The sequence below is a fragment of the Vogesella urethralis genome (assembly GCF_007644045.2).
GTDB lineage: Bacteria > Pseudomonadota > Gammaproteobacteria > Burkholderiales > Chromobacteriaceae > Vogesella > Vogesella urethralis.
The window spans coordinates 85,777-112,648 of sequence record NZ_VMDW02000090.1 but is presented as its reverse complement, the minus strand read 5'-3'; the positions used below and the strand labels follow the sequence as shown (position 1 = coordinate 112,648).

22 protein-coding genes are annotated in these 26,872 nt (G+C 63.8%); 11 read left to right on the top strand and 11 right to left on the bottom strand.

Features of this window, described 5'->3' with window-relative positions; translation table 11 throughout:
- Positions 1-4: 4 nt before the first annotated feature.
- The 5 genes from sbcC to FLQ03_RS10870 form a co-directional block, all read right to left on the bottom strand.
- Positions 5-3,415 carry an exonuclease subunit SbcC gene (gene sbcC, locus FLQ03_RS10890; protein WP_144372214.1) on the bottom strand — a complete coding sequence of 1,137 codons (3,411 nt, stop codon included), beginning with the start codon at positions 3,413-3,415 and terminating at the stop codon, positions 5-7.
- The gene (gene sbcD / locus FLQ03_RS10885) at positions 3,412-4,632 is read right to left on the bottom strand and encodes an exonuclease subunit SbcD (RefSeq protein WP_144372213.1); all 1,221 of its coding nucleotides are present in this window, start codon (positions 4,630-4,632) and stop codon (positions 3,412-3,414) included. The genes sbcC and sbcD overlap by 4 nt, the downstream gene beginning before the upstream one ends.
- Before the next feature lie 80 nt (positions 4,633-4,712).
- Positions 4,713-6,218 carry a methyl-accepting chemotaxis protein gene (locus tag FLQ03_RS10880; RefSeq protein WP_144372212.1) on the bottom strand — a complete coding sequence of 502 codons (1,506 nt, stop codon included), beginning with the start codon at positions 6,216-6,218 and terminating at the stop codon, positions 4,713-4,715.
- Positions 6,219-6,231: 13 nt separating this feature from the next.
- Complete coding sequence (locus FLQ03_RS10875) at positions 6,232-6,765, bottom strand: PAS domain-containing protein (RefSeq protein ID WP_144372211.1); 534 nt, start codon at positions 6,763-6,765, stop codon at positions 6,232-6,234.
- 111 nt (positions 6,766-6,876) lie between these two features.
- The gene (locus tag FLQ03_RS10870; protein WP_144372210.1) at positions 6,877-7,536 is read right to left on the bottom strand and encodes a HEPN domain-containing protein; all 660 of its coding nucleotides are present in this window, start codon (positions 7,534-7,536) and stop codon (positions 6,877-6,879) included.
- A 163-nt stretch (positions 7,537-7,699) separates the two neighbouring features.
- Here FLQ03_RS10870 and FLQ03_RS10865 point away from each other — a divergent pair, with 163 nt between their 5' ends.
- Positions 7,700-8,419 (top strand): BPL-N domain-containing protein, encoded by a 720-nt coding sequence (locus FLQ03_RS10865; RefSeq protein WP_170252381.1) that lies wholly within the window; start codon positions 7,700-7,702, stop codon positions 8,417-8,419.
- A gap of 68 nt (positions 8,420-8,487) precedes the next feature.
- Here the strand turns inward: FLQ03_RS10865 and FLQ03_RS10860 are convergent, their stop codons facing one another.
- Positions 8,488-9,582, bottom strand: coding sequence for an ABC transporter substrate-binding protein (locus FLQ03_RS10860; RefSeq protein ID WP_240802253.1), 1,095 nt, complete (start codon positions 9,580-9,582; stop codon positions 8,488-8,490).
- 309 nt (positions 9,583-9,891) lie between these two features.
- On the opposite strand from FLQ03_RS10860, the gene FLQ03_RS10855 reads away from it, so the two are divergent.
- The 6 genes from FLQ03_RS10855 (at position 9,892) to FLQ03_RS10830 (ending at position 15,505) form a co-directional block, all read left to right on the top strand.
- On the top strand, positions 9,892-10,992 hold the full coding sequence (locus FLQ03_RS10855) for an ABC transporter substrate-binding protein (RefSeq protein WP_144372207.1): 1,101 nt from the start codon (positions 9,892-9,894) through the stop codon (positions 10,990-10,992).
- A gap of 100 nt (positions 10,993-11,092) precedes the next feature.
- The gene (locus FLQ03_RS10850; RefSeq protein WP_420855655.1) at positions 11,093-12,142 is read left to right on the top strand and encodes a FecCD family ABC transporter permease; all 1,050 of its coding nucleotides are present in this window, start codon (positions 11,093-11,095) and stop codon (positions 12,140-12,142) included.
- On the top strand, positions 12,135-12,917 hold the full coding sequence (locus tag FLQ03_RS10845; protein ID WP_144372205.1) for an ABC transporter ATP-binding protein: 783 nt from the start codon (positions 12,135-12,137) through the stop codon (positions 12,915-12,917). The genes FLQ03_RS10850 and FLQ03_RS10845 overlap by 8 nt, the downstream gene beginning before the upstream one ends.
- Positions 12,911-13,360: a pseudoazurin gene (locus tag FLQ03_RS10840; protein WP_144372204.1), complete on the top strand. Its 450-nt coding sequence runs from the start codon at positions 12,911-12,913 to the stop codon at positions 13,358-13,360. The genes FLQ03_RS10845 and FLQ03_RS10840 overlap by 7 nt, the downstream gene beginning before the upstream one ends.
- Positions 13,361-14,602 (top strand): MFS transporter, encoded by a 1,242-nt coding sequence (locus FLQ03_RS10835; protein WP_144372203.1) that lies wholly within the window; start codon positions 13,361-13,363, stop codon positions 14,600-14,602.
- Positions 14,603-14,644: 42 nt separating this feature from the next.
- Complete coding sequence (locus tag FLQ03_RS10830) at positions 14,645-15,505, top strand: EamA family transporter (protein ID WP_144372202.1); 861 nt, start codon at positions 14,645-14,647, stop codon at positions 15,503-15,505.
- A 260-nt stretch (positions 15,506-15,765) separates the two neighbouring features.
- Here the strand turns inward: FLQ03_RS10830 and FLQ03_RS10825 are convergent, their stop codons facing one another.
- The 4 genes from FLQ03_RS10825 to FLQ03_RS10810 are packed head-to-tail and all read right to left on the bottom strand — an operon-like array spanning position 15,766 to position 20,511.
- Positions 15,766-15,996, bottom strand: coding sequence for a helix-turn-helix domain-containing protein (locus FLQ03_RS10825; RefSeq protein ID WP_144372201.1), 231 nt, complete (start codon positions 15,994-15,996; stop codon positions 15,766-15,768).
- Between the two features lie 17 nt (positions 15,997-16,013).
- Positions 16,014-17,627, bottom strand: coding sequence for a methyl-accepting chemotaxis protein (locus FLQ03_RS10820; protein WP_144372200.1), 1,614 nt, complete (start codon positions 17,625-17,627; stop codon positions 16,014-16,016).
- A gap of 6 nt (positions 17,628-17,633) precedes the next feature.
- On the bottom strand, positions 17,634-19,268 hold the full coding sequence (locus FLQ03_RS10815; protein ID WP_144372199.1) for a methyl-accepting chemotaxis protein: 1,635 nt from the start codon (positions 19,266-19,268) through the stop codon (positions 17,634-17,636).
- Between the two features lie 10 nt (positions 19,269-19,278).
- On the bottom strand, positions 19,279-20,511 hold the full coding sequence (locus FLQ03_RS10810) for a cyclic di-GMP phosphodiesterase (protein WP_144372198.1): 1,233 nt from the start codon (positions 20,509-20,511) through the stop codon (positions 19,279-19,281).
- Between the two features lie 273 nt (positions 20,512-20,784).
- Here FLQ03_RS10810 and FLQ03_RS10805 point away from each other — a divergent pair, with 273 nt between their 5' ends.
- The 3 genes from FLQ03_RS10805 to FLQ03_RS10795 all read left to right on the top strand — a co-directional run bounded on the left by FLQ03_RS10805 (position 20,785) and on the right by FLQ03_RS10795 (position 23,635).
- A complete protein-coding gene (locus FLQ03_RS10805) occupies positions 20,785-21,834 on the top strand; it encodes an RNA methyltransferase (protein WP_144372197.1) in 1,050 nt (349 codons plus the stop codon).
- Between the two features lie 93 nt (positions 21,835-21,927).
- Entirely contained in the window at positions 21,928-22,803 is an 876-nt protein-coding gene (gene hchA, locus FLQ03_RS10800) for a glyoxalase III HchA (protein WP_144372196.1), read from the top strand.
- 133 nt (positions 22,804-22,936) lie between these two features.
- Positions 22,937-23,635 (top strand): pirin family protein, encoded by a 699-nt coding sequence (locus tag FLQ03_RS10795; RefSeq protein ID WP_144372195.1) that lies wholly within the window; start codon positions 22,937-22,939, stop codon positions 23,633-23,635.
- 139 nt (positions 23,636-23,774) lie between these two features.
- Here FLQ03_RS10795 and FLQ03_RS10790 read toward each other — a convergent pair whose 3' ends face one another.
- Positions 23,775-25,346 (bottom strand): EAL domain-containing protein, encoded by a 1,572-nt coding sequence (locus tag FLQ03_RS10790; RefSeq protein ID WP_144372194.1) that lies wholly within the window; start codon positions 25,344-25,346, stop codon positions 23,775-23,777.
- A gap of 309 nt (positions 25,347-25,655) precedes the next feature.
- On the opposite strand from FLQ03_RS10790, the gene FLQ03_RS10785 reads away from it, so the two are divergent.
- Complete coding sequence (locus FLQ03_RS10785) at positions 25,656-26,822, top strand: GGDEF domain-containing protein (RefSeq protein WP_206210949.1); 1,167 nt, start codon at positions 25,656-25,658, stop codon at positions 26,820-26,822.
- Positions 26,823-26,872 lie beyond the last annotated feature (50 nt).

Below are 26,872 nucleotides of genomic sequence, written 5' to 3'. Positions count from 1 at the left end.
GGCGTCAGGCCACGCCCGGCCCGACAATCTGTAGCGTGGACACGCCCAAGCCGCCACCCTTGTGCAGGCGGATCTGGCTGCCGATACGTTCTTTCATCGCATCCACATGGCTAATGACGCCGATCATCTTGCCGCTGGCCTGGATGGCGTCCAGCGCGTCCAGCGCCACTTCCAGCGTATCGCCGTCCAGCGTACCGAAACCTTCGTCCAGAAACAGCGAGTCGATCGACGTTTTGTGGCTGACCAGGTCGGACAGCGCCAGTGCCAGCGCCAAACTCACCAGAAAGCTTTCACCGCCGGACAGCGTGCGCGTGTCGCGCACCGCGTCGGCCTGCCAGGTATCGACAATTTCCAGCTCCAGTTCGCCGCTGCGCTTGCGCTGCAGCAGGTAGCGGCCGTGCAGCCGTGCCAGGTGGCGGTTGGCCAGGTGCATCAGGTGGTCCAGCGTCAGCCCTTGGGCAAACTTGCGGTACTTGTCGCCCTCGCGCGAACCGATCAGGCTGTTCAGCCGCTGCCACAAGTCGGCCTCGCCGGCCTGCTGCGCAATGTCGGCCAGCAGCGCCTGTTGCTGCTGGCGGCGGCTGGCGTCGTCCTGCAGCAAGGCCTGCAGCGCACCCAGCTGTTGCGATAGCTGCTGGCGCTGGCTATCCAGCGCCGCCAGCCGGGCGTCCAGCTCGGCCAGGCCCAGCGTGGTGAGTGCCTGTTGCTGCAAGCCCTGCAAAGCCTGATCAGCATGCTGCTGCACGCTGGCGGCGGCCTGTACCGCAGCGGTCAGCTGCTGCAGGCGGGTCTGCAAGGCTTGCCTGGCCTCGGCCGGCAGGCTGGCTTGCTGCCAGGCGGTTTCGTCGGCAAACGGGCTGGCGGCCAATGCGGCCTGCCACGCGGCTAGCTGCCGGGCCAGAGCATCGTCGTCGCGGGCCAGATCGGCCGTCAGCTGCGCCTGCTGGCCCTGCAAAGCGGCCAGCTCGGCGCTGCTGGCTTCCACGCTGGCCGTCCAGTGCGCCAGGTCCGGCCCGGTATCGGCCACCGCGTCGGGGGCTGGCAGCTGCAGGGCCTGCCAGCGTTGTTGCCACTGCCCGGCCAGCTGGCTGGCCGCATGGGCGTGCTGCTGCAAGGTGGCCAACTGTGGCGCCAGCGTCTGGCTGGCCTGTTGCTGCGCCTGCCATTGCTGCCATAGTTGGCCGCAGGCAGCCAAGGTGGCCGCCAGGTCTTGCTGCCAGGTGATGCCGCTGGCGGCAATGTCAGCCTGCAAGGCCGCCATCGCGGCAGCGTGTTGCTGTTCGGCTTGCTGCAGGTTGGCCGCCAGCGTGGCAAGGGCGCTGCCGGCGTGCTGGCAGGTTTGTTGTTGCAGCGCGCATTGCTGATCCGCCAACTGCCGGCGCTGCCGGATGGCGTCGGTACGCTGGCGTGCCGTCTGCTGCGCCGCCTCGGCCTGTTCAGCCTGCTGCAGCCGCTGCTGCAGTGTGGCCTGCCGCTGCCGGGCGGCGGCCAGACTGGCGTCGATGGCGGCCGCGTCCTGCCATGGCTGCGCGCCGGCCTGCGTTTGCCAGGCGGCCTCGGCCTGCATGTGTGCGGCCACGGTGGCGTCCAGCGCCTGCTGCAGCCGCTGCTGGCTGCCTTCCAGCCGTGCCAGTTCGGCACCGGCCAGCCGGCCCTGCTCTTCCCGTTGCGCGAGTTCAGCTTCTTTCTGCTGCAGCGCGCGCTCGGTGTCGGAGACGTCCAGCTGGCGGTAGGCGGCAATGCCGGGGTGCTCGTGGGCGCCGCATAGCGGGCAGGCTTCGCCCGGCTGCAAGGCAGCGCGGTGCGCTTCCAGACTCTGGATGCGCTGCTCCTGCGCCAGCAGCTGCCGTTTGTCGGCAACCTGTTCTTTCAATTGGCGGTAATCGGCACGCAGCTGTGTCAGCTGCGCCTGTGCCGCGTGCTGTTGCTGCTGCACGGCCACCAGCTCGTCCTGTTGCTGGTGGCGGGTACTGTCCAGCTGGCGCAGGCGTTCGGCGTCTTGCTGGCGCTGTTGCCAGTTTTGCTGCTGGTCGCGGGCGGCGGCCCAGTCGTTGCGCAGCGTGGCCAAGGGCTGGCCTTGCAACAGGCCGTCCAGCTGCGCGTCGGCGGCGGCCAGCGCCGCTTCGCTGTCGTGCAGTTCGGTGTCGGCGGCGGCCAGCTGCTGCTGGCTGGCGGCCAACTGCTGCTGCGCCTCGTCCAGTGCCGCCTGTTGTGCCTGTTGCGCCTGCCGCTGCCGGGCAATGGCTTGCGCGGCCTCACTGGCGGCGTGCTGCCGCACCTGCCAGCCGGCCAGTTGCTCGCCCAGGCCAGCCAGGTGCGCGTGCTGGCCTAGCCAGTTGGCCAGCTCGTCCTGCTGCTGCTGCGCCTGCTGGTGCTGATACGTGGCTGCTGCGGCCAGACGGCTGGCGCACTGCCAGCCTTGCCAGTGGGCGTGGCGCCGGCGCTGTGCGGTGTCGTCCAGCTGGCGGGCCAGCTGCTGCAGCGCGTGTTGCGTGTGCTGCTGCCGGCCGGCCGCGTCTTGCCAGGCCTGCCATGCCGGACGCAGCGCCTCGGCCGGCTCCGCCAGCTGCAAGGCGTGTTGCTGCAGCGCGGCGTCCGCCAGCGCCTGCTGTGCGGCCAACAGCGCAGCCTCGGCCTGGCGGGCGTCGTGTTCGGCCTGCTGCAGCGCCTGCCGCCACTGGCGCCAGCCCAGCACGCTGCCGTGCTCGGCCTGCAGGCTGGCCAGCTGCGTGCCTAACGCCTCGGCCTCGGCCTGCATCTGGCTGCGGCGCTCTTCGTCCAGCAGCTGCACGCCGTCGGCGCGGGCTTGCAGCTGGGCCAGCTGTTCGCGGGCGTCACGCGCCTGCTCGAACACGCGCTGCGAGATCTGGCCGTAGATGTCGCTGCCGGTCAGCTCTTCCAGCAGTTCGGCGCGCTCGTTGGCGCTGGCATTCAGGAAGGCGGCAAAGCCGCCCTGCGCCAGCAGCATGGACTTGGTAAAGCGGGCAAAGTCGAGGCCGGTAATGGCTTCGATGCGGCGCAGCTTGTCGTTGATGTGGGTAGTGAGGATGGTGCCGTCGGCGCTGGCCAGCTCCACCTTGGGCGCTTGCAGCGCGCCGTCGGCCTTGTCGCGGGCGCGGCGCTGGCTCCAGAACGCGCGGTACACCTGGCCTTTGACCTCGAACGCCACCTCGGCCAGGCAGTCGGCGGTGTGGCGGCTCATGATGTCGTTGGCCGAGGCGGAGATGGTCTTCAGGCGCGGCGTTTCGTGGTACAGCGCCAGGCAGATGGCGTCCAGCAGCGTGGATTTGCCGGCGCCGGTGGGACCGGTAATGGCAAACAGGCCACTACCGGCAAACGGCGGCCGGGTGAAGTCGATGTGCCATTCGCCTTGCAGCGCGTTGAGGTTTTTCAGGCGCAGGGTCAGGATCTTCATGCGGCACCCTCCTGCAGGCTGGCCACCACGCTGGCGTAGCGGGCGGCCAACTGTGCGCGCAGCGCGTCGTCCAGCTGCTCTTGCGCCAGACGCTTGTCGAACACGTCGAACGGCGTCAGCTCGTCCAGAGTTTCGCGCTGGCTGGCTTGCAGCGCGGCCGGGGCGTTGCTGCGCGCGCGGCGCAGGCGCAGCACCTCCACCGGGAGGCCGTCGCACAGCGCCTGTACGCGTGGCTGCAGGTCGCTGAGGTAGTCGTCGCCGCGTACCTGGATATCCAGCCACACCGGTTTGCCGCCCTCACCCAGGCTGGCGGCCTGCTGCAACTGCGGCGCCAGCTCGTCCAGCGTGCCGGTGAGCGACAGCATGGGCTGGAAGCACGGTACCGGCAGCGCGGTAACGCCCATCAGGCCCAGCGGTTCCAGGTCGACCAGCAGCACTTCCTTTTGCTGCCGGGCTTCGTCAAAACCCAGGGCAATCGGCGAGCCGCTGTAGCGGATGTGCTCCAGGCCGCCTACCCGCTGCGGGCGGTGGATGTGGCCCAGCGCGATGTAATCGGCCGGCGGGAAGGCGCTGGTGGGAAACGCTTCCAGCGCCCCCACGTAAATCTCGCGCACCGCCTCGCTGGCGCTGGCGCCGACGGTAGTAAGGTGGCCGGTAGCCACAATGGGCAGCGGCAAGCCCAGCGCCTCGCGCCGGGCGCAGGCGGCCTGGTAAACGGCCTGGTAATGGGCGTGGATAGCGGCTTGCAGGGTGAGCTGTTTGTCTTCGGCGCTTTGCCCGGCCTGGCTTTGCATCACGTCGCGGGCGCGAATGAACGGAATGGCACACACGATGGCGCCGGGCTGGCCGTTTCGCTGCGGCAACACCAGCACTTGCTCGTCGGGGTTGGCCGCTACCGCCGGCACCACACTGGCACCCAGGCAGGCCAGCAGCGGGCCGCTTTCACCCAGCGTGGCCACCGAGTCGTGATTGCCGCCCAACACCAGCAGCCGGCAGCCCAACTGGTGCAGGGCCACCACCAGCCGGTTGTAGCATTCGCGGGCATAGCTGGGCGGCGCGCCGGTATCGAACACGTCACCGGCGACGATGACGGCGTCTACCGCGTGTTGCTGCACCTGCAGCAGCAGCCAGTCCAGAAATGCCTGGTGTTCGGCCAGGCGGGTCTTGCCAAGAAAGTGCTGGCCGAGGTGCCAGTCGGAGGTATGCAGTAGGCGCATGAGAAAGCCATGACGAAACGATGCGCCGATTGTAGCAAGCCCGCCGTGCAGGCGGGCAAGCTTGGCACGGGCGGCCAGCCTTAGCCGGCCGGGCGCGTGCCCGGGTACTTTTCGTCCACCATGGCATTGATCAGCCGCACCACGTCGGCGCTGGCGGCGTCGGCGCGCGCCATGCTGTCGATGATGGCGTCCAGCGCCTGATTATCGTGCATCCAGTCTTCGGCCAGATGGTGCAGCGCCTGGTGCACCGCGTGGTGAACTTGCTGATGCGGTGCCTCGATGCCACGGAAGCTGGGGTAAGCGCCAAACTGCGCCTTGCCGCCGCCCTCGTAGTACCACTTGCCCAGGCGGCAGCCCTGGTGGTCTACCTTCACGGCACCGGCGGCGTCGCTGTCCAGCCCGCGCTCCAGCGCCGAGTAACCGTTCTGCATGAAGATGACGTGATCCAGCTTCACCAGCGAGGCAAACGCCAGGTCCTTGGCGTAGGACACATTGCTGATGTTGGCCGCCGCGGTACGTTCCACGCGCTGGAAACCATCGCGGAAGCCGCCTACCTTGCCGCTGATATCGGCGCTTTGCCCGCCCAGGCGCAACACCTGTTCGACGATAGTTTCGATACGCGCCGACAGCGACGCAATCACCACGCTAATCTCGCCGGTGGCGTTGTGGGTACGGTCGGCCAGCTTGCGTACTTCGTCGGCCACCACGACAAAACCGCGGCCAACCTCGCCGGCGCGCGCCGCCTCGATAGCAGCATTCAGCGCCAGCAAGTTGGTCTGGTCGGTGATGTCGGAAATCAGCGCCACCGTCTGCCCGATACGGGTGCTTTCCTCCGCCAGCTGGCGGGCGCTGGCTGCCATGCCCTGCATCTCTTCGTTCATGCCTTGCAGTTCACTACTGAGGGCGGCCACGGTAACCATGCTGTCGCTGGCGCCCTGACGGCCTTCATCGGCGTTGGCCAGCGCTTTTTCCATTTGCTGGCTCAGCGTGATCAGGTCCAGCTGATTGCCCTTGAGGTTGCGCAGCAAGCCGGCCGTGTTCTGAGTATGCAACTCGCCCAGCAGCTGGTTGCGCCGCGACAGCTCGGCCACTTGCTGCATGGCGTCCAGCGAGGCATTGATATTGCGCGACAGCTCGGCAAACTCGCCGGGCAGGCCGTCCACAAACGCGCGCCGGTAATATTCGCCGTGGCTGGCGCGCTCGAAGCAGCCCTGTACGTCTTTGGAGTGCGATTCGACAATGTCGAGAAAATCATTCAGCGCCCAAGCGATCTTGCCGACTTCGCCCAGGCCCTTGGTACGCGTCACACGGACGTGCAGATTGCCGCGGGCGGCTTCCTGCAAGGCCTGGTAAATGCGTTCAAAGCCTTCGTCGACACGCTTTTTCTTGTACAGCGCGTGCCCGACAAAGGCAAAGGCCAGCGGCGGCAGGATGGTATTGGTCAGGCTGGGGCCGTCGTGCCACAGGCTGAGGCCAGCCATGATGACGGTCAGCAACAGGAACAGGCCATACGCCAGCATCTGGTGCTGGCCGATGAACAGGTGGCCACGGCTGACGGAGCTGGTGCGGGAAAGGACTTCGGTCATGACGGGTCTCGGCTTACAGGGCTTCTTGTTGGTACAGGTCGAGGATGAAACGCTCGTAACTGGTTTTGCGGTTGGCCAGCGTTTGCATCAGCCATTGCCATGAGGCTTGCGGGGCATTGGCGGTACCGGCTTGCTGCTCGATGGTCAGCATGTCACGGTAAATGCCTTCCATGGTGGTGCGCATGGTGATGGTGATGGGGCGGCGTACCGAGAAGTAACCGACCACCTTGCCATCCTGGTAGTCGGGGCGCACGTCGGCAAATACCCAGTAGTGGTCGCCGTTGGCGGTCATGTTCTTGACGAAGCCAAAAAACTCGCGCTGTTGCTGCAGCGTCTGCCACAGCCCGAAAAAAGCGCCACGCGGCATGTCCGGGTGGCGGATGATGTTGTGCTGCACGTCGATCAGCTGCTCTTCGCTGAAGTCGGCCATGCGCATGAAGGTTTTGTTGGCGTAGGTGATGCGGCCTTTGAGGTCAGTCTTGCTGACGATCAGCTCTTCACTGCTGAACGGTATTTCTCGCTGCGTGGGTACCACTCGCTGCTTCATGCTTGCCCCTGCGGATTATGTTTGCAGGCAACTTAGCACTGGCTTGGCATGCCATGGACATGCCATCGATATGCTTGATCAAGATCAGCAAAAACCGGGGCATGCCGCCATTCAGGCCGCCACAACCGGGTATACCGCGTCGCCCCACAGGGTATCGGGGTGTTCCAGCATCAGCGTGATCAGTACCGGAATCAGCTTGCCCAGCAGACGCACGCAGTCGCGCAGCTGCTTGCGGTTGACCTGGCTATTCCAGGTGGCGCCGCCATGTACCAGCTGGTTGCGCAAGGTATAAAGCCGGTTGAACACTACGCCCAGCAAGGCTGGTGTATCGCCGCTGGCCAGCGCATGCAACGCACGGCGCTTGCCCTGTTCGAAACGCTGCTGCCAGTCTTGCTGGCTGATCTTGCCGCTTTGATGGTCCCAGAAGCTCTGGAACAGATACGGCGTATCCAGCATGACGCGGATATTGCCGGCGTACTCCTGCCACACCAGGTTGTGCAGCTGCCGCGCGTGGTCCAGCCCATGCAGTTTTTGCAGGAAGGCCTGGAAGCTGGCCTGCTCCGACAAGCGCTGGCTGTCTTCGATATCTTGCGCATAGGCAGCATTGAACGCGATCCACAAGAAAATAAAGCGGCCGTCGTCATCGTCCGCCTGCAGCGCGCGTTGCCACCAGCTGAGTGCCCGATGCAAGCGCAGGTTGAGGTTTTCCGGGTAGTGGTCGCGCACCTGACGGTGCCGCTGCTTCAGGGTGTCGTAGTGTGCCTGGCTCATGATGATCCCGTGCCGGTAATTCAGGTGAATGAACATGCCGTCCGACTATATCAATAGAGCCAAGCAGTATGCCAGTGGCAAATCATGCCCGAATAGCCAGCAGGCAGCGGGCCGCTATTCTGCCAGCATGCCCGGATCTGTCCTGATAAAACGGAATGCGTCCATGACACGTTACCTGATTTTGCTGACGGGCCTGCTGGCCCTCCCCTCCTTGGCGGCCAACGTGGTGATCTTCCGCGGTGCCGGCACGTGTGACGGTTGCCCGGAAGCGGTAGGCAAGCTGCTGCAACAGCAGCACCATCCCGTCAGCTATGTGGACGAGCACACGCTGTCGGCGCAACGGCTGCGTGGTGCCACACTCTATGTACAGCCGGGCGGCTCCGACGATATCGATGAAACCCTGCAGGCCTTGCAGCCAGCCCAGGTACAAGCGTTGCGCCGCTTTGTGGCCAACGGTGGCCACTACCTGGGGATTTGTGCCGGCGCCTACCTGGCGGCGCGCTACAGCGACCGCGCGGCCGCGACGCCGGCTTTCGGCCTGCTGGCCATCGACGAGCTGCACGCAGAAGTGGCCGATCCGGCGCCTTCGCTACTGCCGATGCGCTGGGGCAAACAGGTACGCCGGGTATACAACCAGAGCGGTCCACACATGGGCACTACACCGCCGGCCGGTGCCAGCGTACTGGCCCGCTATCAGGCCAGCGGCCGCATTGCCGCGCTGGGTAGCCGCTACGGCAAGGGCCGGTTACTGCTGATCGGCCCGCACTTCGAGGCCGATGCCGACTGGTACCGCAGCGACGGCCTGACCTTGCAGTACGGTTTGAATACCGATCTGTTCTACCGCGCACTGGCCTGGCTACCCCTGCCGGCAGCGGTGCGCTGAAGGGCAACGCGCCCCCGGTGCAGACAGTCTGGCAACGGGGGCGCAGCTAGAGCCGAGGTAGTCGGCTTTTACAGCTTGTCGCTACCGTTCAGGCCCAGCATGAAAGTGCCGTGCGGGCGGATCGGCAGGTAGCGCTGATAGAAGCCCAGGTAGGTCGCCAACGGGTTCAGGTCGCGGAACAGGTCCGGGTACAGGGTTTTGGCGACGTACTGCAGCAAGGCGGCGTCCATCACGCTACGAGTAGCACCGTGGTACACGGCGTAGACGCGCTGGTTTTTCACCGCCGGCAGGTCGGCCCAGCCGGGGCGCTGGGTAAAGCCCTTCAGCCGCTGCAAGGCGCTGGCGGCCGCGATGTCCTGACCGATCTGCATGGCGCTGGGGCTGGTGACGCTTTCGTAACCGGCGATCAGGATGACTTCCGGCTTGCTGGCCATCAGCTGTTCCGGGTGGATGGTGCCCCAGTCTTTGACAAACGGCTGGGCAATATTGTCCCCGCCAGCCAGCTGGGCCATGGCACCCCACATATTCTTGCCATAGGTGTAGCTGTATTCGGCCGGCCCCTTGTCGCCCAGCTCGATATAGATGCGCGGCGGCGTGCGCTTGGACTTGGCGACGCGCTGGGTAATGGTTTCCACCACCTGGCGGTAGTCATTGGCAATACGCTGTGCGCGGTCGGTTTCGCCGCTGATCTGCCCCAGGATGCGGGTGCTGGCCAGGTGGCGCTCCAGCGTTTGGGCGTTGTAGTCCACTACCACCACCGGAATGCGTGCCGCTTCCATGCGTGCTACTTCCGGGCCCAGCGCCTTGTATTGCCAGTCGGCCAATACCACCACGTCAGGCTTGGCGGCCATCACTTTTTCGATGGAAAAGGTCTGGTCTTGCACGTTCCCCACGTCCGGCACTTTGGCCAGCTGCGGCTTGCTGGCCACGTACATGGCCCAGGTGGCCGGGCGCGACTTGACGAACCAGCCACGTGACATGCCGGCCAGGCGGTCGTAGCCCTTGTCACCGGCCACGGCAAAGTAATCCTCAATATAGAAGCCCAGCATCACGCGCTTGGCTGGCGCGTCCACCGTCACCTTGCGGCCCAATACGTCTTCCACCACGACCGGCTTGGCCGCGACATGGTTGGCGATAGCGCTCAGCAGCAGGCTGGCAAGCAAGGACTTTGTCCGGAATGAGGCGCCCATTTTGTCTCCCTTTTTAAAAATGGCAATTATTAGCATTTGCAAAATGACAGACAAGCCGCCTTCCCATGCCATGCCGCTAAGACAGCGCACCGCCAGGCACAGGCCTGCGGCCAATGGAGTGGAACATGCCCGAAGTGAGATCGATTTCAGCACAGGATGACCGTCAGCGGCTTTAGCACGCTCGCAACATGGTTATTTATTGCACTTCATTCTTATTTGCATTGACTGGCAAATCCACAAACAAGAATAATTCTCAAAAAATCACAATGACAGGATACCGACATGACCCGATCCACCTTGAAGCAAACCGTGCTGCTGGCCTCGCTGCTGGCCGTGCCCGCCCTCTCCCTGGCCGCCCCGGTCACCGTGAAAGACATCGTTGGCCGCCAGGTCAAACTGGACCTGCCCGCCAAGCGCGTGGTGCTGGGCTTCTACTTCGAAGACTACATGGCCATTGGCGGCGAAAAGGCGTACGACAAGGTGGTAGGCATCTCGCGCGAAGCATGGGAAGGCTGGCGCCCGGCTAACTGGGCACTGTTTAGCGCCAAGCGCCCGTCGCTGAAAACACTGGCCGACGTGGGCGAGGTAGAAGTGCAGACCTTTTCGGTTGAAAAAGTACTGGCACTGAAGCCGGACGTGCTGGTACTGGCCGAATGGCAGTACAAGGGCCTGGGCCCGGACGTGAAGCGCCTGGAAGATGCCGGCGTGCCGGTGGTGGTGGTGGACTACAACATGGAGCTGCCGGCCAACCACCGCGCCAGCACCCTGCTGCTGGGCAAGATTGCCGGTGACGAAAAACGCGCCACCCAGCTGGCCAACGAGTACACCCAAGCCATCACCCAGGTGCAGCAGCGCATTGCCAAGGCCGGTTTGCCCAAGCCGCGCTTCTACGTGGAATTCGGCAACAAGGGGCCGTCCGAATACGGCTTCAGCTACGGCAAAGGCATGTGGGGCCCGCTGGGTGCGCTGGCCGGCGGCGACAATATTGCCGCACCGTTCGTGGAATGGTACGGCCCGATGAACCCGGAAAAGGTGCTGGCAGCACAACCGGAGGTGGTCTTCATCTCTGGTACCGAATCCACCAAGAACCCTACCGCCATGCTGCTGGGCCAGGGCGTGGACCGCAAGATCGCCACCCAGCGCCTGCAGGGTTTCAGCCAGCGCAGTGGCTGGACCAGCCTGCCGGCAGTGAAAAACCAGCGCGTCTATGGCGTCTACCAAGGCGCATCGCGCACGGTGCTGGACTACACCATGGTGCAGTTCATGGCCAAGGCGCTGTACCCGTCGCTGTTCAAGGACCTCCAGCCGGAGGCCAACTACCTGCGCTTCTACCAACGCTACTTGCCGGTTGCTGCCGGCGGTACCTTCATGGTGGGCCTGTAAGCGCCGGCAACCCGGGCAACCGGGTTGCACGCTGCCCCCCTTTTACCCCGGCAGGCTACAGGCCTGCCTTTTCCCGTTTACCGTACCGGAGTCATCCATGCTGGATTCCACCGCGCTACACAGCGCACTTGCCCGCCAGCGCTCGCGCGAAAAGCGCCGCTGGCGTTATCTGCTGTTCTTTGTGTTGCTGATTGCCGGCAGCCTGCTGCTGGACGTCGCCACCGGCCCGTCACTGCTGCCATTGCGTGACGTGGTGACCACCTTGCTGTCGCCATCGCAAGCCGACAGCATGACCCAGGCCATCGTGATGGACATGCGCCTGCCCATTGCGCTGATGGCGCTGGTCGTCGGCGCGGCGCTGGGCCTGGGCGGCGCGCAGATGCAGACCCTGCTGGACAACCCGCTGGCCAGCCCGTTTACGCTGGGCCTGGCGGCAGCGGCCGGTTTTGGTGCCGCGCTGGCGCTGGTCAGCGGCGGTTTCGGCCTGTCTCCGCTAATTGCCATTCCTGTGGGTGCCTTTGTTTGCTGCATGTTGGCCGCAGGCTTGCTGTTCGGCCTGGCGCTGATGCAGCACGTGAGCAGCCAGACCATCATCCTGGCCGGCATTGCCTTGCTGTTCCTGTTCCAGTCGCTGCTGTCGCTGCTGCAGTTCCTGTCGTCGCCGGAACTGAACCAGCAGATCGTGTTCTGGCTGTTCGGCAGCCTGATGCGTACCACCTGGGACTCGCTGGCCATTACCGCCGCGGTGACCGTGCTCTGTGCCGTCCTGCTGTACCGCGACGCATGGCAGCTTACCTGCCTGCGGCTGGGTGAGGCACGGGCACGCAGCCTGGGGGTAGACGTTACCCGCCTGCGCCTGAAAACGCTGGTGCTGGTGGCCTTGATGACGGCTACCGCCATCAGCTTTGTCGGCATCATCGGCTTTATCGGCCTGGTGGCACCGCACATCGCCCGCATGCTGATCGGCGAAGACCAGCGCTTCCTGATTCCGCTCTCTGCCTTGTGCGGCGCCTGCATGCTGTCGGTGTCGTCGGTACTGTCCAAATCCATCATCCCCGGGGCCTTGTTCCCGATCGGTATCGTCACCGCCATCATCGGCGTGCCGTTTTTCATCTGGCTGATCCTGGGAAAGGGGCGCAAACGTGCTTGAGCTGAACAAACTGACGCTGGCCATCGGCAAGCAAACGCTGGTAGACGGGCTGAACCTGCAACTGCAGCCCGGCCAGCTGCACGTGATCATCGGCCCCAACGGCACCGGCAAGACCAGCTTGCTGCGTGCGCTGTTCGGCGAGCTTGCCCCCGAAGCAGGTGACATCCGTTTTGACGGCGAGCCGCTGTCGCGGCTGCATCTGGCGCGCTGGCGCAAACGCTTTGGCTACATGCCGCAGAACATCCAGCTGGAGCTGGACCTGAGCGTGCTGGAAGTGGTGGTGCTGGGCCGGCTGGACAGCCTGAGCATGCGCCTGGCCGACGAAGACATTCTGGCTGCGCTGCAAGCGCTGCAGGCGCTGGGCATCGCCCACCTGGCCGACCGGGCGCTGTACTCGCTCAGCGGCGGGCAACGCCAGATGGTGCTGTTTGCCCAGGTGCTGCTGCGCGACCCGCAGATCATGATGCTGGACGAACCGGTCAGCGCGCTGGACCTGCAACACCAGATGCAATTGATGGAACACCTGCACCACCAGACGCGCGCCAAACAGTGGGTAAGCCTGGTAGTACTGCACGACCTGAACCTGGCCGCCCAGTTTGCCGACCAGCTGATCGTACTGGCCGGCGGCAAGCTGCAGGCCTTCGGCCCGCCTGCCCAGGTGCTGGACGCCGCGCTGATCAGCCGCCTGTACCAGGTGCCGGTAGACATCCACCACGACCGCGACGGCCAACCGTATATCCGTACCCTGAGACAGGAGCACCCGCAACCATGCTGAACCGTCACTCCCTGGCCACTGCCCTGCTGCTGGCCACCCTCGCCACCCCGGCGCTGGCCGCCGAACACGTCGTCCGCATGCTGAACATCGGCAGCGATGGTGCCACCATGGTATTTGAGCCCGCCTTTGTTCGCGCCGAAGTAGGCGACACGGTACGCTTTGTGCCGGAAACCAGCGGCCACTACGTGCGCAGCCTGGCGGTACCTGCCGGTGCCAGCAACTGGCAAAGCAGCGAAGATCAGGCCTATACCGTCACCCTTGGCCAGCCTGGCCTGTACTTTTACCAGTGCCCGCCTCACCTGATGATGGGCATGATCGGGCTGATCCAGGCCGGGCCTGCGGCCAACCTGGCAGCGGTGCAAGCCAGCATGCAGGCACAGAAAGGCCGCATGTACAGCAACAGCCAGCGCGTGGATGCGCTGCTGCAACAAGTGACACCCTGAATGGCATCGCTTGCCGACAGCCGCCGTACGTGGCAGCAACTAAGCCCGGCGGCACGGCTGCTGGTCGCCAACGGCCTGGCCTTCAATCTGGGCTTCTACATGATGATGCCCTTCCTGGCGCAGCACCTGGGCGGCACGCTGGGTATGGCCGGCTGGGCCGCCGGCCTGGTGATGGGCATGCGCGTGTTCAGCCAGCAGGGTTTGTTCTTGCTGGGCGGTACGCTGGGCGACCGCATCGGCTACCGCCCGGCCATTATCGGCGGCTGCCTGGTGCGCAGTGCCGGCTTTGCGCTGCTGGGTTGGGCCGAGCACTTGCCGCTGCTGTTGCTGGCCGCCTTTCTTACCGGTTTTGCCGGGGCGCTGTTCACGCCGTGCGCGCAAGCCTATCTGGCCGCCGAGTGCCGCGATGCCACGCAAAGGCAGCAGGCGTTTGCCCTGCACAATCTGGCCAGCGAGGCCGGCATGCTGCTGGGGCCGCTGGCCGGCATGCTGCTTACCGGCGTCAGCTATGCGCTGACCGGCATGGTGTCGGGCGGCGTGTTCCTGTTGCTGACCGTGCTGCAGTGGCGCGTCCTGCCGGGTGAACCACCCCGCGCGCAGCGCGGCAAGGACAGCATCTGGCAACAATGGCGCCAGCTGCTGCAGAACCGTGCGTTCCTGCGCTTTACCGCGCTGGCCAGCTGTTACTCGCTGCTGTTCCACCAGCTGTACCTGGCGGTGCCCGCCTTCATTCACAGCCAGCCGCATGCCACCTGGCTGCTGGGCAGCGTATTCACCGTTACCGCCGCCATCGGGGTGTGCATGCAGTTGGCCGCCACCCGTCTGGTACAGCAACGACTGGGCTTGGCCGCCGGCATGGGCTTGGGGCTGGCGCTGATGGGTAGCAGCTACCTGCTGCTGGCATGGCTGGCCAGCTGGCCAGCGCTGGCGGTGTTAGGCATGGCGGTGGTGTTTTCGCTGGGGTCCATCCTGTGCTACCCGCTGTTCTCGGCGCATCTGCCACATTACGCCGGGCAGCAGCCGCTGGGTGGCTATTACGGTTTTCACGCCAGCAGCGGCGGTTGCGTGGCCTTGTTGGCCAATGTGGGCATTGGTGCCGTACTGGGCGAGGCTGGCAGCACGCCGCCGCCGGCGCTGTGGTACGGCCTGGCCGCCGCCGGCCTGCTGGCGGGCGGTTTGCTGTACCGCCAGTTGCGGCGGGAGCAGACGCGTACCAGCGCCTGCTTTGCGGATGCCGCCTGACCGCCTATCATCCGCCCTTTCGCTTTTTTGGCTCCGACAACCATGCCTTATCTGATCACCGTCACCGCCTTGTGGGCGTTTTCTTTCAGCCTGATCGGCGAATACCTGGCCGGCAAGGTGGACAGCGACTTTGCCGTGCTGCTACGCGTGCTGGTGGCCGCCGCGCTGTTCCTGCCGTTTACCACCTGGCGCGGTTTGCCACGCCGGCTGTTGGGCGGCTTCTGGCTGGCTGGCGCGCTGCAGTTTGGCGTGACCTACCTGTGCCTGTACCGCAGCTTCCATGTACTGACGGTAGCCGAAGTCTTGCTGTTTACCGTACTGACACCGATCTACGTCACCTTGCTGGACGACGCCCTGTCGCGCCGGCTCAACCACTGGGCACTGTTGGCCGCAGCAGTGGCGGTGGGTGGCGGCATCATCATCCGCTTCCAGCCGCTGACGGGGGATTACCTCACCGGTTTCCTGTTGCTGCAGCTGGCCAACCTCACCTTTGCCGCCGGCCAGGTGTTATGCCGCCGCCTGCTACAGCGCTACCCCACCGCAGTGCCGCTGCACCGGCTGTTCGGCCACTTTTTTCTGGGTGCCATGCTGCTGGCGCTGCCGTCCTTCCTGTTGTTTGGCGACAGTTCGCGCCTGCCGCACACCAGCCTGCAATGGGGGGTGTTGCTGTATATGGGCGTGTTTGCCACTGCGCTGGGCATGTACTGGTGGGTGAAAGGCAGTACCCGCGTCAGCGCCGGCACGCTGGCCATCATGAACGAACTGCACGTGCCGGCCGGCCTGTTGGTGAATGTGCTGCTGTGGCACCGCGATACCGACCTGCAAAGGCTGGCGCTGGGTGGCGGGGTGATCTTGCTATCGCTGTGGCTGAATAGCCTGGGCCGTCCCCGGCAGGCCGCCTAAACCACAGCGTGCCAGCCGAGTCATGTCCCCCCGTTTGCTTCATAGGCAGGGGGTGTTTTGCGTGCTGGCTGGCGTACCGCTGTCTGCTGGACCCTGCCAGCACGGTTTGACAAAGCGCTCCCCGCATCGCGCGCCCCGGAGGGCAGGCCCGGTAAGCTTTCCGTTGCGGCGTTGTCGGGCTGCGCAGGGAGCCACCCGGCGCAAGCCCTCCGCCTGACATTGGAAATCTTCTCAGGCCTGCGCCACAGCAAGAAATAGCGTTAACAGGCCCTAGTCCAGCGTTGGCGCAGCAGACTGTCGATAGCCAACAGGTGTGTCGGCACGTGCTGCGGCTTGCGCCGCGGCTGCGGCGGCCGCTCGCTCAGGCTTTCCTGCAACCATTTATAGAAAGTGCCGCGGGCGATGCCGTGCTTGCTGCACAACTCGGAGACATTGCGCAGCTTCTTGTAGTCGTCCAGCACTGCCAGGCGCTTTTTTTCCGGGTAGCACATCTTTAACTCTCCTTCGGTCAGGTACGGTAGCAGGCCACGTCTTGGCGCATGGCTTCGGCCAGTGCGTGCAGGCGCATGGCGTTGCCGGCGGTGCTATCAGCAGCCACGCTGCTTTCCTCGGCGATCTGGGCGATGTTTTCCACTTGTTTGGCGATCTGCCCGCTGGCGTGGCTTTGTTCCTGGATGGCATTGGCAATATCGCTGACCTGCTGCTCCACCTGCCGCGCCAGATGGCGTAGCTGCCCGATGGTGTCGCCGGCGGCGCGGACCTTGCCCACGCCCTGCTCTACCCGCTGCACGACGTTTTCGATCAGATTGACGGTTTCACTGGACCCTTCGCGGATACTGGAAACCGTGCTGGTAATTTCCGAAGTGGAGCTGGTGGTGCGTTCGGCCAGCTTGCGCACTTCGTCGGCCACCACGGCAAAACCACGCCCGCTCTCGCCAGCCCGTGCCGCCTCGATGGCTGCGTTCAGCGCCAGCAGATTGATCTGATCGGCGATATCCACAATCACGTTCACCACCGAGCCGATAGATTCGGTGCGGGTCTGCAGCTCGCCCACGTAGCGGGCGGTTTCGTTGACCACGCTGGAAATGCTCTCGATCTCGGCTACGGTCTCCTGGATCATCGCCTCGCCTGCGGCCACCTGACGGCCGCTTTCGATGGCAAGCTGGTCGGCATCGCGGGTACGCTCGGCAATTTGGTTGATGCTGACCGTCACCTGTTCGATGGCTGCGGCCATCTCGGCCGCAGACACGCTGGCGTGGTGGGCGCCCTGCTTTACCTGATCGGAAGCAACACTCAAGCCCTCCGCCGCCACGGTAACCGCCTGCGAATGCCCGCCCAGCTGGCGGATGGAGTCACGCATCTTGCCCAGCAGCAGGTTGAACGAACGCAGCAAGCCGCCAATCTCGTCGTTGTGGGTGACTTCCACTTCACAGGACAAGTCCTGCTGGTCGGCAATGTGCCGTACTGCCCCGACAGCCTTGCGTACCGGCCGGTTGATGCTGGCAAGGATGGCGACGCTGAAGCCCACCAGCAGCAGCACGGTCAGCCCCAGCGACACCCCGAACACCACCTTGGCCTGGGCCACATCCCGTTCGGCCTGCTCGCGGGTACGCGCGGTGTCGTCAAGAATGGCGTTGACCAGCGCGGAAACCGAGTTTCCCAGCTGCGTGCCCACACTGCGCCAGCTGTCCACCGCAGCCGTCATCTTGTCTGCCGGGGCCTGCTGTGCGCGCAGTGCCATCAGGCCGTCAAAGCGGCTGTTGTATTCGGCCAGCTGCTGCATGAAGCGCTGGTGCATCTGCTGCTCGGCGGTTGCGCTGGCACCGCTCAGATACTGTTTCAGATAGCCTTCCAGTTTGCTGATGGCTTCGCTACGGCGACGGTTGGCCGCATCGCGGAACGCCGGCGCCCCCTCGTACACCAGATAGATGTTTTCGATGCGCAAATCCTTGAAGGTGCTGCGGATATTGGCCACCAGCGTCAGCCGCGGCATCAGCCGGCCGTTGACGTCTTCAAGTTTGGCCTCGGTGGCTTGCAACTGGCGCAGGCCGACAAAGCTGGGCACCAGCGCGGCCAGCAGGGCTAGCAGGGTAAACAGGATGAGTTTGGCTTTGATGGTCATGATGGTTCAGGGTTGAAGTTGCGGCTGGGGGCGACGGCGATTGGCCCATTTGTGGAAATCGCGCGTCATTTTTTTCAGATCGGAAGCGGCGGTTTCGACGTCGGCGGTGCGCAGGCGGACAGCCTGGCTGGAGGCAAGATTGCCTTCTGCCATGACGTTTACCTGAGCAAGGGCCGACACGGAGTCCTCAAGCGCCCGCGCTTTTTGCTGCATCTGTTCGCAGATCAGCTGTGCCTGCTGACGTGCACGCTCGGCAGTCTGGGTCAGTTGCGACAGGTGGGCACTGGACGACTGGGTGCGCTGGTTCACCTGCGCCACCTCGGTGGCCATGTCCTGCATGCTGCGGAATGCCTGGCCGGTAATGCCTTCGATCTCGGACAGGATCTGATTGATGGCCTGGGTGGCATTGTCGGCCCGGTTGGCCAGCAGCCGGACCTCGTCGGCCACCACGGCAAAACCGCGGCCGGCCTCGCCGGCACGGGCGGCCTCGATGGCGGCGTTCAGTGCCAGCAAGTTGGTCTGGTCGGAGATCTCGTGGATCTGGCCGGTGATAGTGCGGATCTTCTCCATGGCATTGAACAGCTGCTGGATGGATGCCGTGGTATGGCTCACCACCGCCACGGCCCGGTCTGCGGCCTGCGACGCTTGCTGCATGGCGGCACCGCCCACATTGGCCACGTTCTGAGTGGCCATGGCGTCCTCCAGCCCGGTCTGCGCCAGTGAGGCCACCTCCCGCACCGCCTCAGACATACCATCGATATTGCGGCTGACCAGCTCCAGACTGCGCACCTGCTCCCCGGTACGGTGGGCCAGGGCCTGCACCTCGTTGTGCAGCACTTCGGCGTGCTGATGGGTACGGGCACTGGCGGTGATTACATCCGCCACGATGGAACGCTGGTAAATGCGCAGCGACTCCAGCCCGGCCTCCAGCCGCCCCAGAATGCCGCCGGTTTTCACCGGCAGGTTGTGGCTGAGCTGGCCCTCGCTGATAAAGCGCATGCCGGACGCAATCCGGTACAAGCTGTACATGAAGTAGCGCATCGCCAGCAGGCCACTGGCGGCGGTAATGGACAAGGCCAGCGTGCCAGCCAGTCCGCGGTGCCATAGCACGTCGATCGGCGACCAGCTCAGGATGGCCGTGGCCAGCAGGCCAAGCGCCATGCCGACAGCCCCCAGTTGCAACGGGTCCTTGTAGCGCTTCATACGTTGCAGCGACGATGGCAAGGTCGCCTGCTTGGCCCGCACCTGGCGGTATAGCGCATCGACAGCGCGTACCTCTTCGACACTGGGTTTCGAGCGTACCGACATGTACCCGACAATGGTGCCGTCTTCCGTAATGGGGGTGACGTAGGCTTCCACCCAGTAGAAATCGCCGTTCTTGCAACGGTTCTTCACCAGGCCGCGCCAAGGGATACCGGCCTTGATGCAGGCCCATAGGTCGGCAAACCCTTCTGGCGGCATGTCCGGGTGGCGCACGATATTGTGGTTCTTGCCGAGCAACTCGGCCTCCTCGTAACCGCTGACCTCGATGAAGGCACGGTTCACGTAGGTAATCAGGCCCTTGCGGTCGGTCTTGCTGACGATGGGGCTGTCCGGGTCGACAAAGCGTTCTACCTGGGTAACGGGCAGATTGATCTTCATGATGCGGGCCTCAGAGCTGCAAGAAGCGCATCGGGTCCATGCCCCACTGACGCGCGTCTTCGTTTCGCAGGATGCGGTCGCCACCGCCATGCCCGAACGAGCGGGACAAGTCAATGATTTCCGGCGGGATATAACACTGGCGGCGGCTACTGAAAAACGCACGCACTACCGGTTTGGTGAGGTCGTCGTCGTTCTGGTCGATCACCACGCCCAGCTTGCCGCTCTCCAGCGACACCAGCGTTCCCACCGGATAGATCCCGATACACTTGATAAAGGCCCGCACCATCTCCGGGTCAAAATGATGTTGCCCCCATTCGTAGATCTTGCGCAGCGCTGCCGGCGGGGTGATGCCTTTGTGGTAGCAACGCTCCGACGTCAGCGCGTCGTACACGTCGATAATGGCAGCCGCCCGGCCTGCCTCGCTGATGGCTTCACCAGCCAGTCCGTAGGGGTAACCGGTACCGTCAAAGCGTTCGTGGTGCTGCAGCGCAATATCTACCGCCACAACCGGCAGGTCCGGGTAGCCGGCCAGTAGATCGGCACTGTGATTCACGTGCCGCTTCATCAGCTCGAACTCTTCGGGAGTGAGCTTGCCTGGCTTGTTGAGGATGGCTTCATCCACACACATCTTGCCGATATCGTGAATCATGCCCCCCAGACCGAACTCTTCCAGCCCGCCGTAACGCCCTTTGCGGATGAACTCGAACGCCATCAGCAGCACGCCCGATGCGACGGAATGGCAAAAGGTATAGTCGTCACGGCTGCGCATCTTGCTTAACACCATCAGCGCGGTCGCATTGCGCAACACCGAGTCAGCCAGCTGCGGCATCAGCGCGTGCAGTGGTTCGAACTCCAGCGGCTTGCCCAGCCGGGCATCGCGCAGCAGATCGCTGACAATCAGATTGGCCTGATCCAGCAATCGCCGGGCTCGGGGCAGCTCGCTGTGCAGCTCGGCGCGCGGCGCCTGCGGCGGGTCACTTTGCAGGATCACTTCGATCTGCTTGTCCAGCTCGCGATCAACCTGCGCCTGACTTGGGGCATCGACGACCGACAAGCCTTTCTGGGTGTCGATGTACAGATCGACTATGCCATGCTGACGCAGGGTCTCGATCTGGGCCTCGTTCGCCACCAGGAAGCGGGAGCTAAGGAAGGGATGATCTGTCCAGCCACAATTCAGGTCATGGATGTACATGCCGGTGCGCAGCTGGGAGATATGGATTCTTCTGATTCTGTGTCTTTTCATATATTTTACAAGTGATGTTGTGCTGCGTTAAATATTGATAGTTTTTAAATCATTTGATTTAATCAATGCGCCTTTTTTTTAATTTTTGCCATTGTAATAAGGTGGCAATCAGAAAATTTGACTCAGATCAAATGACATAACCATACGGCGGATTAGCCCCTCCAGACATGGTCCAACGCCCGGCGTGCGGCGATGGCATGCATGCCAGCCCGGCTTGAGGTACCCTCTGCCCTTTCATCGCCTTGCACCGGCAGCCTGCGCTGCCCCAGATTCATGCGTATCCAGGACTTTCACCAACAGTTGGCCGCCATCGGCGCGCGCCCCTGTCACATCGGCCGTATCAACCGCGCCTGGCTCAAGGGCCTGCCGCTGGATAACGGCACCCGCCACCAGAAGAGCGAGCACTACTTTCCGCTATCGGTCCGCGACGGCTTGCCGCCGATCAGCGCACAAATGGCCGCGCTGGCGCGCATCCATTCGCAACACGAAGCGGCAGACGGTTCGCTGCGCCTGCTGGTGAAACTGGCTGATGAACAAATGGTGGAAAGCGTGCTGTTGCCACGCGACGGCTTGTGCGTGTCTAGCCAGGTGGGTTGTGCCGTCGGCTGTACATTCTGCATGACCGGCAAATCGGGCTTGCTGCGGCAGCTGGGCAGCGCCGAGATTGCGGCCCAGGTGGCGCTGGCGCGCCAGCTGCGTCCAGTGAAAAAAGTGGTATTCATGGGCATGGGCGAACCGGCGCACAATCTGGACAACGTGCTGGAAGCCATCGAGCTGCTGGGCACCGACGGCAATATCGGCCACAAGAACCTGGTGTTTTCCACCGTCGGTGACGAGCGGGTGTTCGAGCGCCTACCGCAGCTGCGTGTCAAGCCGGCACTGGCGTTATCTTTGCATACCACCCGCGCCGAACTGCGCGCCCAGTTGCTACCGCGCGCGCCGCGACTGACACCGGAACAGCTGGTGGAGATGGGCGACGCCTACGCCCGCCAGGTAGGCTACCCCATCCAGTACCAGTGGACCCTGCTGGCAGGCATCAACGATACCCAGCAAGAACTGGACGCCGTCATCCGGCTACTGAAGGGCCGCTACGGTTTGCTGAACGTCATCCCCTACAACAGCGTGGAAGGCGACAGCTTCCAGCGCCCGGACGACGACCGCGTCGCTGCCATCCGCCGCTATCTGCACGAACACGGCGTCCTGACCAAGGTACGCAACTCGGCGGGGCAGGACGTAGACGGTGGCTGCGGCCAACTGCGCGCCCGCGCCGCCAGCGTGATCGACCATAGCCGCCTGTTACGACGACAGGCTGCCCAAGGGTAAGGGCAATACCATAGGCATTCTTTAATATCATGACGGCGGGAAGCCTATGCTGAGGTAGCTGCACATGCAGCCGACATTAGCAAGGAGCCCGTCATGAGCGATACCGCTACGCCAAGCAAGGCACCGCAGGCAGACCGTGCCGAAGACAATGCCTATTTCCCCTCGCCCTATTCGCTGTCGCAGTACACGGCACCACACACCGATTTTGACGGTGGCAGCTACAACCAGCGCTACCGAGGCGATGGCCGCATTCTGGTGGTGGCCAGCGACGAACGCTATCTGAAGATGGGCAACGGCAAGCTGTTCTCCACTGGCAACCACCCGGTCGAGACCCTGCTGCCGCTGATGCACCTGCACCACGCCGGCTTTGCCATTGAGCTGGCCACCTTGTCCGGCAACCCCGTCAAGCTGGAGCACTGGGCCATGCCGCATGCCGATGCGGCCGTGATGGCCTTCTACCGTCAGCTGCTGCCCCAGCTGCACGCGCCGCGCAAACTGGCCGACATCCTGCCGCGCAGCGGCCACGCCCCCTCCCCTTATCTGGCGGTGTTCATCCCCGGCGGGCACGCCGCGCTCAACGGCCTGCCGTATAGCCGCGACCTGAAGCAACTATTGCAGTGGGCCATCGCCAGTGACCGTCACGTGATTTCACTGTGCCATGGCCCCGCTGGCTTGCTGGCCGCCGCGCTGGATGACAGTGCCAGCCGCTTCCTGTTTCGCGATTATTCGTTATGCGTGTTTCCCGACGCCATCGACGCCGGCGCCAACCTGGACATCGGCTACCTGCCAGGGCCGATGCCGTGGCTGCTGGCCGCCCGCTTGCAGGATCTGGGCATGACGGTGCTGAACGAAGGCATCAGCGGGCAATGCCATCGCGACGGCCTGCTGCTGACCGGCGACTCGCCACTGGCGTCCAACGCGCTGGGGCGACTCGCCGCCGACACCTTGCTGGCTCGCTACGGGCATTAGCGCCGGCTCGCCCCTTTCGCCAAGCGCTGGCCGCCTACCGGCTTCTTCAGGCCGCCTGAAGAGCATGCTCAGGAATCTTCGTCATGCCACCGCGCCGGTTGGGCGACAATAACCGCTGCAGAAAGGACACACCATGCTGATCAAACGACCGGCCGCCGAACGCGGCCACGCCAATCACGGCTGGCTGGACAGCCACCACAGTTTTTCTTTTGCCGGCTATCACGACCCGGCGCACATGGGCTGGGGCAATCTGCGCGTCATCAACGACGACCGCATCGCCGCCGGCAGCGGCTTTGGCCGGCACCCGCATCGCGACATGGAGATCATCAGCTACATCCTGTCGGGTGCCCTGGCCCACGAAGACAGCCTGGGCAACCGCAGTGTCATCCCGGCTGGCGACGTACAGCGCATGAGCGCCGGTACTGGCGTACTGCATAGCGAGTACAACGCGGCGGATGGCGAAACGCACTTCTTGCAAATCTGGCTGTACCCGCAACAGCAAGGCATGGCACCAGGCTACCAGCAACGGTCGGTGCCCATCGCTGCCAAACGCGGCCAACTGTGTGTGATTGCCTCGCCACAAGACAGCGAACACGGCGTGCGGCTGTTTGCTGACGCCACGCTTTACGCCGGCCTGTTTGACGGCGCCGAACAGGCCAGCCTGGCACTGGACCCGCAACGTAAGGGCTATGTTTTCCTGGCTCGCGGCCAACTGACCGTCAACGACCAGACACTGCACGCCGGCGACGCTTTGCTGGTCAGCGCAGAAAGCCGCCTCGACTTCCGCGACGGCATGGCCGCCGAAGTGCTGGTGTTCGACCTGGGCGAGTAGGGCCGGCTAGCGCAATGTTTGCTGTGTCGGCGCTTGGCCTGTGGGGCACTGTTCGAAACGTCGGGCGCCGCAGCGGGCGCCGACCCGGCTGGCACGGCTTGAGCAAGCAGCCACCGGCGGGCGCCCCGAGGGGCAAGCCCTAGGCACCCGCCTCCGGGCTAGCCGTGGCGGGCACTTGCGTGGCGTTTGTTTCACTACCTGCCAATGGCTGCAAGTAGCAGTCCACGAATTCTTGCAGTGGCATCGGTCTGGCAAAGTGGTAGCCCTGCAAGCGGTCTACCCCCATCTCCACCAGACGGCAATGCTGGTATGCGGTCTCCACCCCTTCGGCGACCGTTGCCATACCCAGCCGCCGCGCCAGGTCGATGACGTTGGCGACGATATCGCCGGGTTGCCCCTGGCGTAGTTGGCTGACAAAGCTGCGGTCAATCTTGATGCAGTCCACCTGCATGCGGGTGAGGTAGACCAAGGACGAGTGACCGGTACCAAAATCGTCCATTGCCATCCGGATACCCAGCTGTTTCAGTTGCTCCAGCACCCGATAGCAGCGCTCGTCATCCGGCAGACTGGCGCGCTCGGTCAGCTCCAGCATCAGTTCGCCCCCGCACTGCTGCAGCCTTGCCTGCAACTGGCGGCAGCCTTGCAGCAGGCCGTCATCCAGTAGTTGCTGCGCACAAATATTGAGGCCCAGCTGAAAACCCGGCGGCAGGTGCACGCCGGCTTGGTTCAGCATCGTGTTGACCTGCTGCAGCAATACCTGGAACAGGCGGTTGATCTGGCCACTGGACTCCGCCACGGCAATAAAGCTGTCCGGCGGGATAAAGCCACGGCGATGGTGACGCCAGCGGATCAGGACCTCCCCACCACACAAACCGCCCTCGCGGCTGAAAACCGGCTGGATGTATGCGCTGAACTGTTGCCGTGACAAGCCTTGCGCAATGTCACGCCGCATTCTCGCTTCGCCGGTTTGCTGCCGGCACACCAGGCGATAGATCAGCAGCGAAAAGGCCTGTAGCAGTAGCCAGTAGCCCAGATAGTGGTACAGGGTATAGCGCAACAAACCACCGCTATCGTAGGCAAAGCCGGTGCTGAAATAACGGTTGCTGGAAACGGCCACCGGCTCCCCCCCGCGCGGCAGCAAGCCATTGCCAGTCAGCCGGTAGCGGCCTACCTGTATATAGACCTGCAGGTAATCCTGGTGTTCGGGGAAGATGGCCCGCAACATCAGCAGGTTCATGCCGTAGAACAGCCTGGCGTCAGCATGCAGGTAATGCCATACCAGGGTAGAGGTGCCCGGCACCAGCGGGCTGTTTGGCAAATAGATCAGCGGAGGCACCCGCTGACCCTGCCCGAGCTGCAGTTGCTGGTGACCGGTGATGCTGCTACAGGTCAGCGTTCGCTGCCCGGCGTCGGCCAGGCTGACAGAGCGGACGTAGGGGTTACGCAGCACCAGCCGCCGCGCCTCGTCCACGAAGGCATCGCAATCATGACGCAGGGCCAGCAGCCTGGGCGTAGCACTACCCTGCAAACCGGCCAGCACACCGGTAAGACGTTGCTCGACCAGGCGCGCGGCGGCGCGACCCTCCTGTTGTAGCGCATTATGGGCAACCGACAGGACAAGCAATGTGGTGGCGATGCTGCAGCACAAGGCCAGCAGCCATGGGGCGTGCCGGTTGCCCAACAGCGCAACACGATAGAAAAGCACTTTCACGATAACGGGTGATGTGTGTGATTGTTCTAATTAAATTTAAAATTGATGGCTTATTGATAAGCAAATTCCATATTAATGCAAATAAGGCCGCTTACCAAGCCCACGTAGCCTGACACAGGCACCAGACCGGCATGCCGGTGGCAAACACGCATCGCCATGTGTTGCAAACGTGCAGGCAACAGCACCAATAGCACATGGTCATGCAGCAAACCGCATCATTTCGATATATTCGCCCGCGCAGCCACTGCACGAATATAATGGCTGCCTATCTGCACACTACCGTCCTCGTTACCCAGCGGACCACTCAACTTGCACAGCCCTACTCTTGTGGCCATTGCCGCCATCCTGATGGTCACCATGACCCTGATGCTGCTGGCAGCCTGGCGCCTCAATACCCACATTCCCGGCCTGAAAGGCTGGACGCTGGCGTTTGCTTGCGGCTTGCTGGTATGCGTCAATATCTTGTGGCGTGACAGTAGCGGCGAGTGGTTGCAAGTGAGCGTGACGCAGCTATCGTCCTTTCTGCTGACCTGGCTGAACCTTGCCGCAGCCCGGCGCTACCTTGGCTTGCCGCGCTTGCCGCTACTGGCCGCCATAGCCAGTGGCAGCATGCTGCTGGCCAGTGCGCTGTACTTCACCATGGTTGACCCGAATCAGGGCGCGCGTTTTCTGCTGCAAAGCTACGCCATGGGGATTCTGTTCCTGCTGGCTGGGCGCCAGATGGCGACCGGCGGCTTGCGCCACTACCCTGCCCGCTACCTGTATGCCGTCATCTGCGGCGGCCACGGCTTGTTCCTGCTGCTGCGCCCGTGGCTGTTCAATCTCGGCCAGCAAGGCATGTTCGACAGCCACGGCACGCTGCTCATCTCGCACCTGGTGGTGGTGGAAACCATCATTGCCGTGGTACTGCTGGGCTTTTCCGTGGTCATGCTGGCTAACGAGTACGTCACCCGCGAACTGAAACAGATGGCCGACCGCGACTCGCTGACCGGGGTATACAACCGTCGCGCCTTTCTGGTGCTACTGGACCAGCTCACCCACTACGCCCAGCGCATGCACTTTCCGGTGTCGGTACTGCTGCTGGACCTCGACCACTTCAAACGCATCAACGACACCTGGGGCCACCAGCGTGGCGACCAGGCGCTGTGCCACGTGGTAGGCATTGCCCAACAATGCCTGCGCGACGGCGACGTGATCGGCCGCCTGGGCGGCGAAGAATTCGCGATTGCGCTGCCCAACGCCAGCCAGGCCGAGGCCCAGCAGATTGCCAGCCGTCTGCGCATGGCGATGGCAGCCCAGCCGCTGCACCATGCCGAACTCACCCTGCCGCTCACCGCCAGTATCGGCGTGGCCAGCTGGCTGGGCGGCGAAAGCCCGGACAGCCTGGTGAACCGTGCCGACGCCGCCATGTACCAGGCCAAGAGCCAGGGGCGCAACCGTATCGTGCTGGCGGAACCGATCGGCCCGCAGCCCTGAGCAACCACTGCACACACTGTTCTGCCAGCCGCCCGGCCACGCGTCTTTAA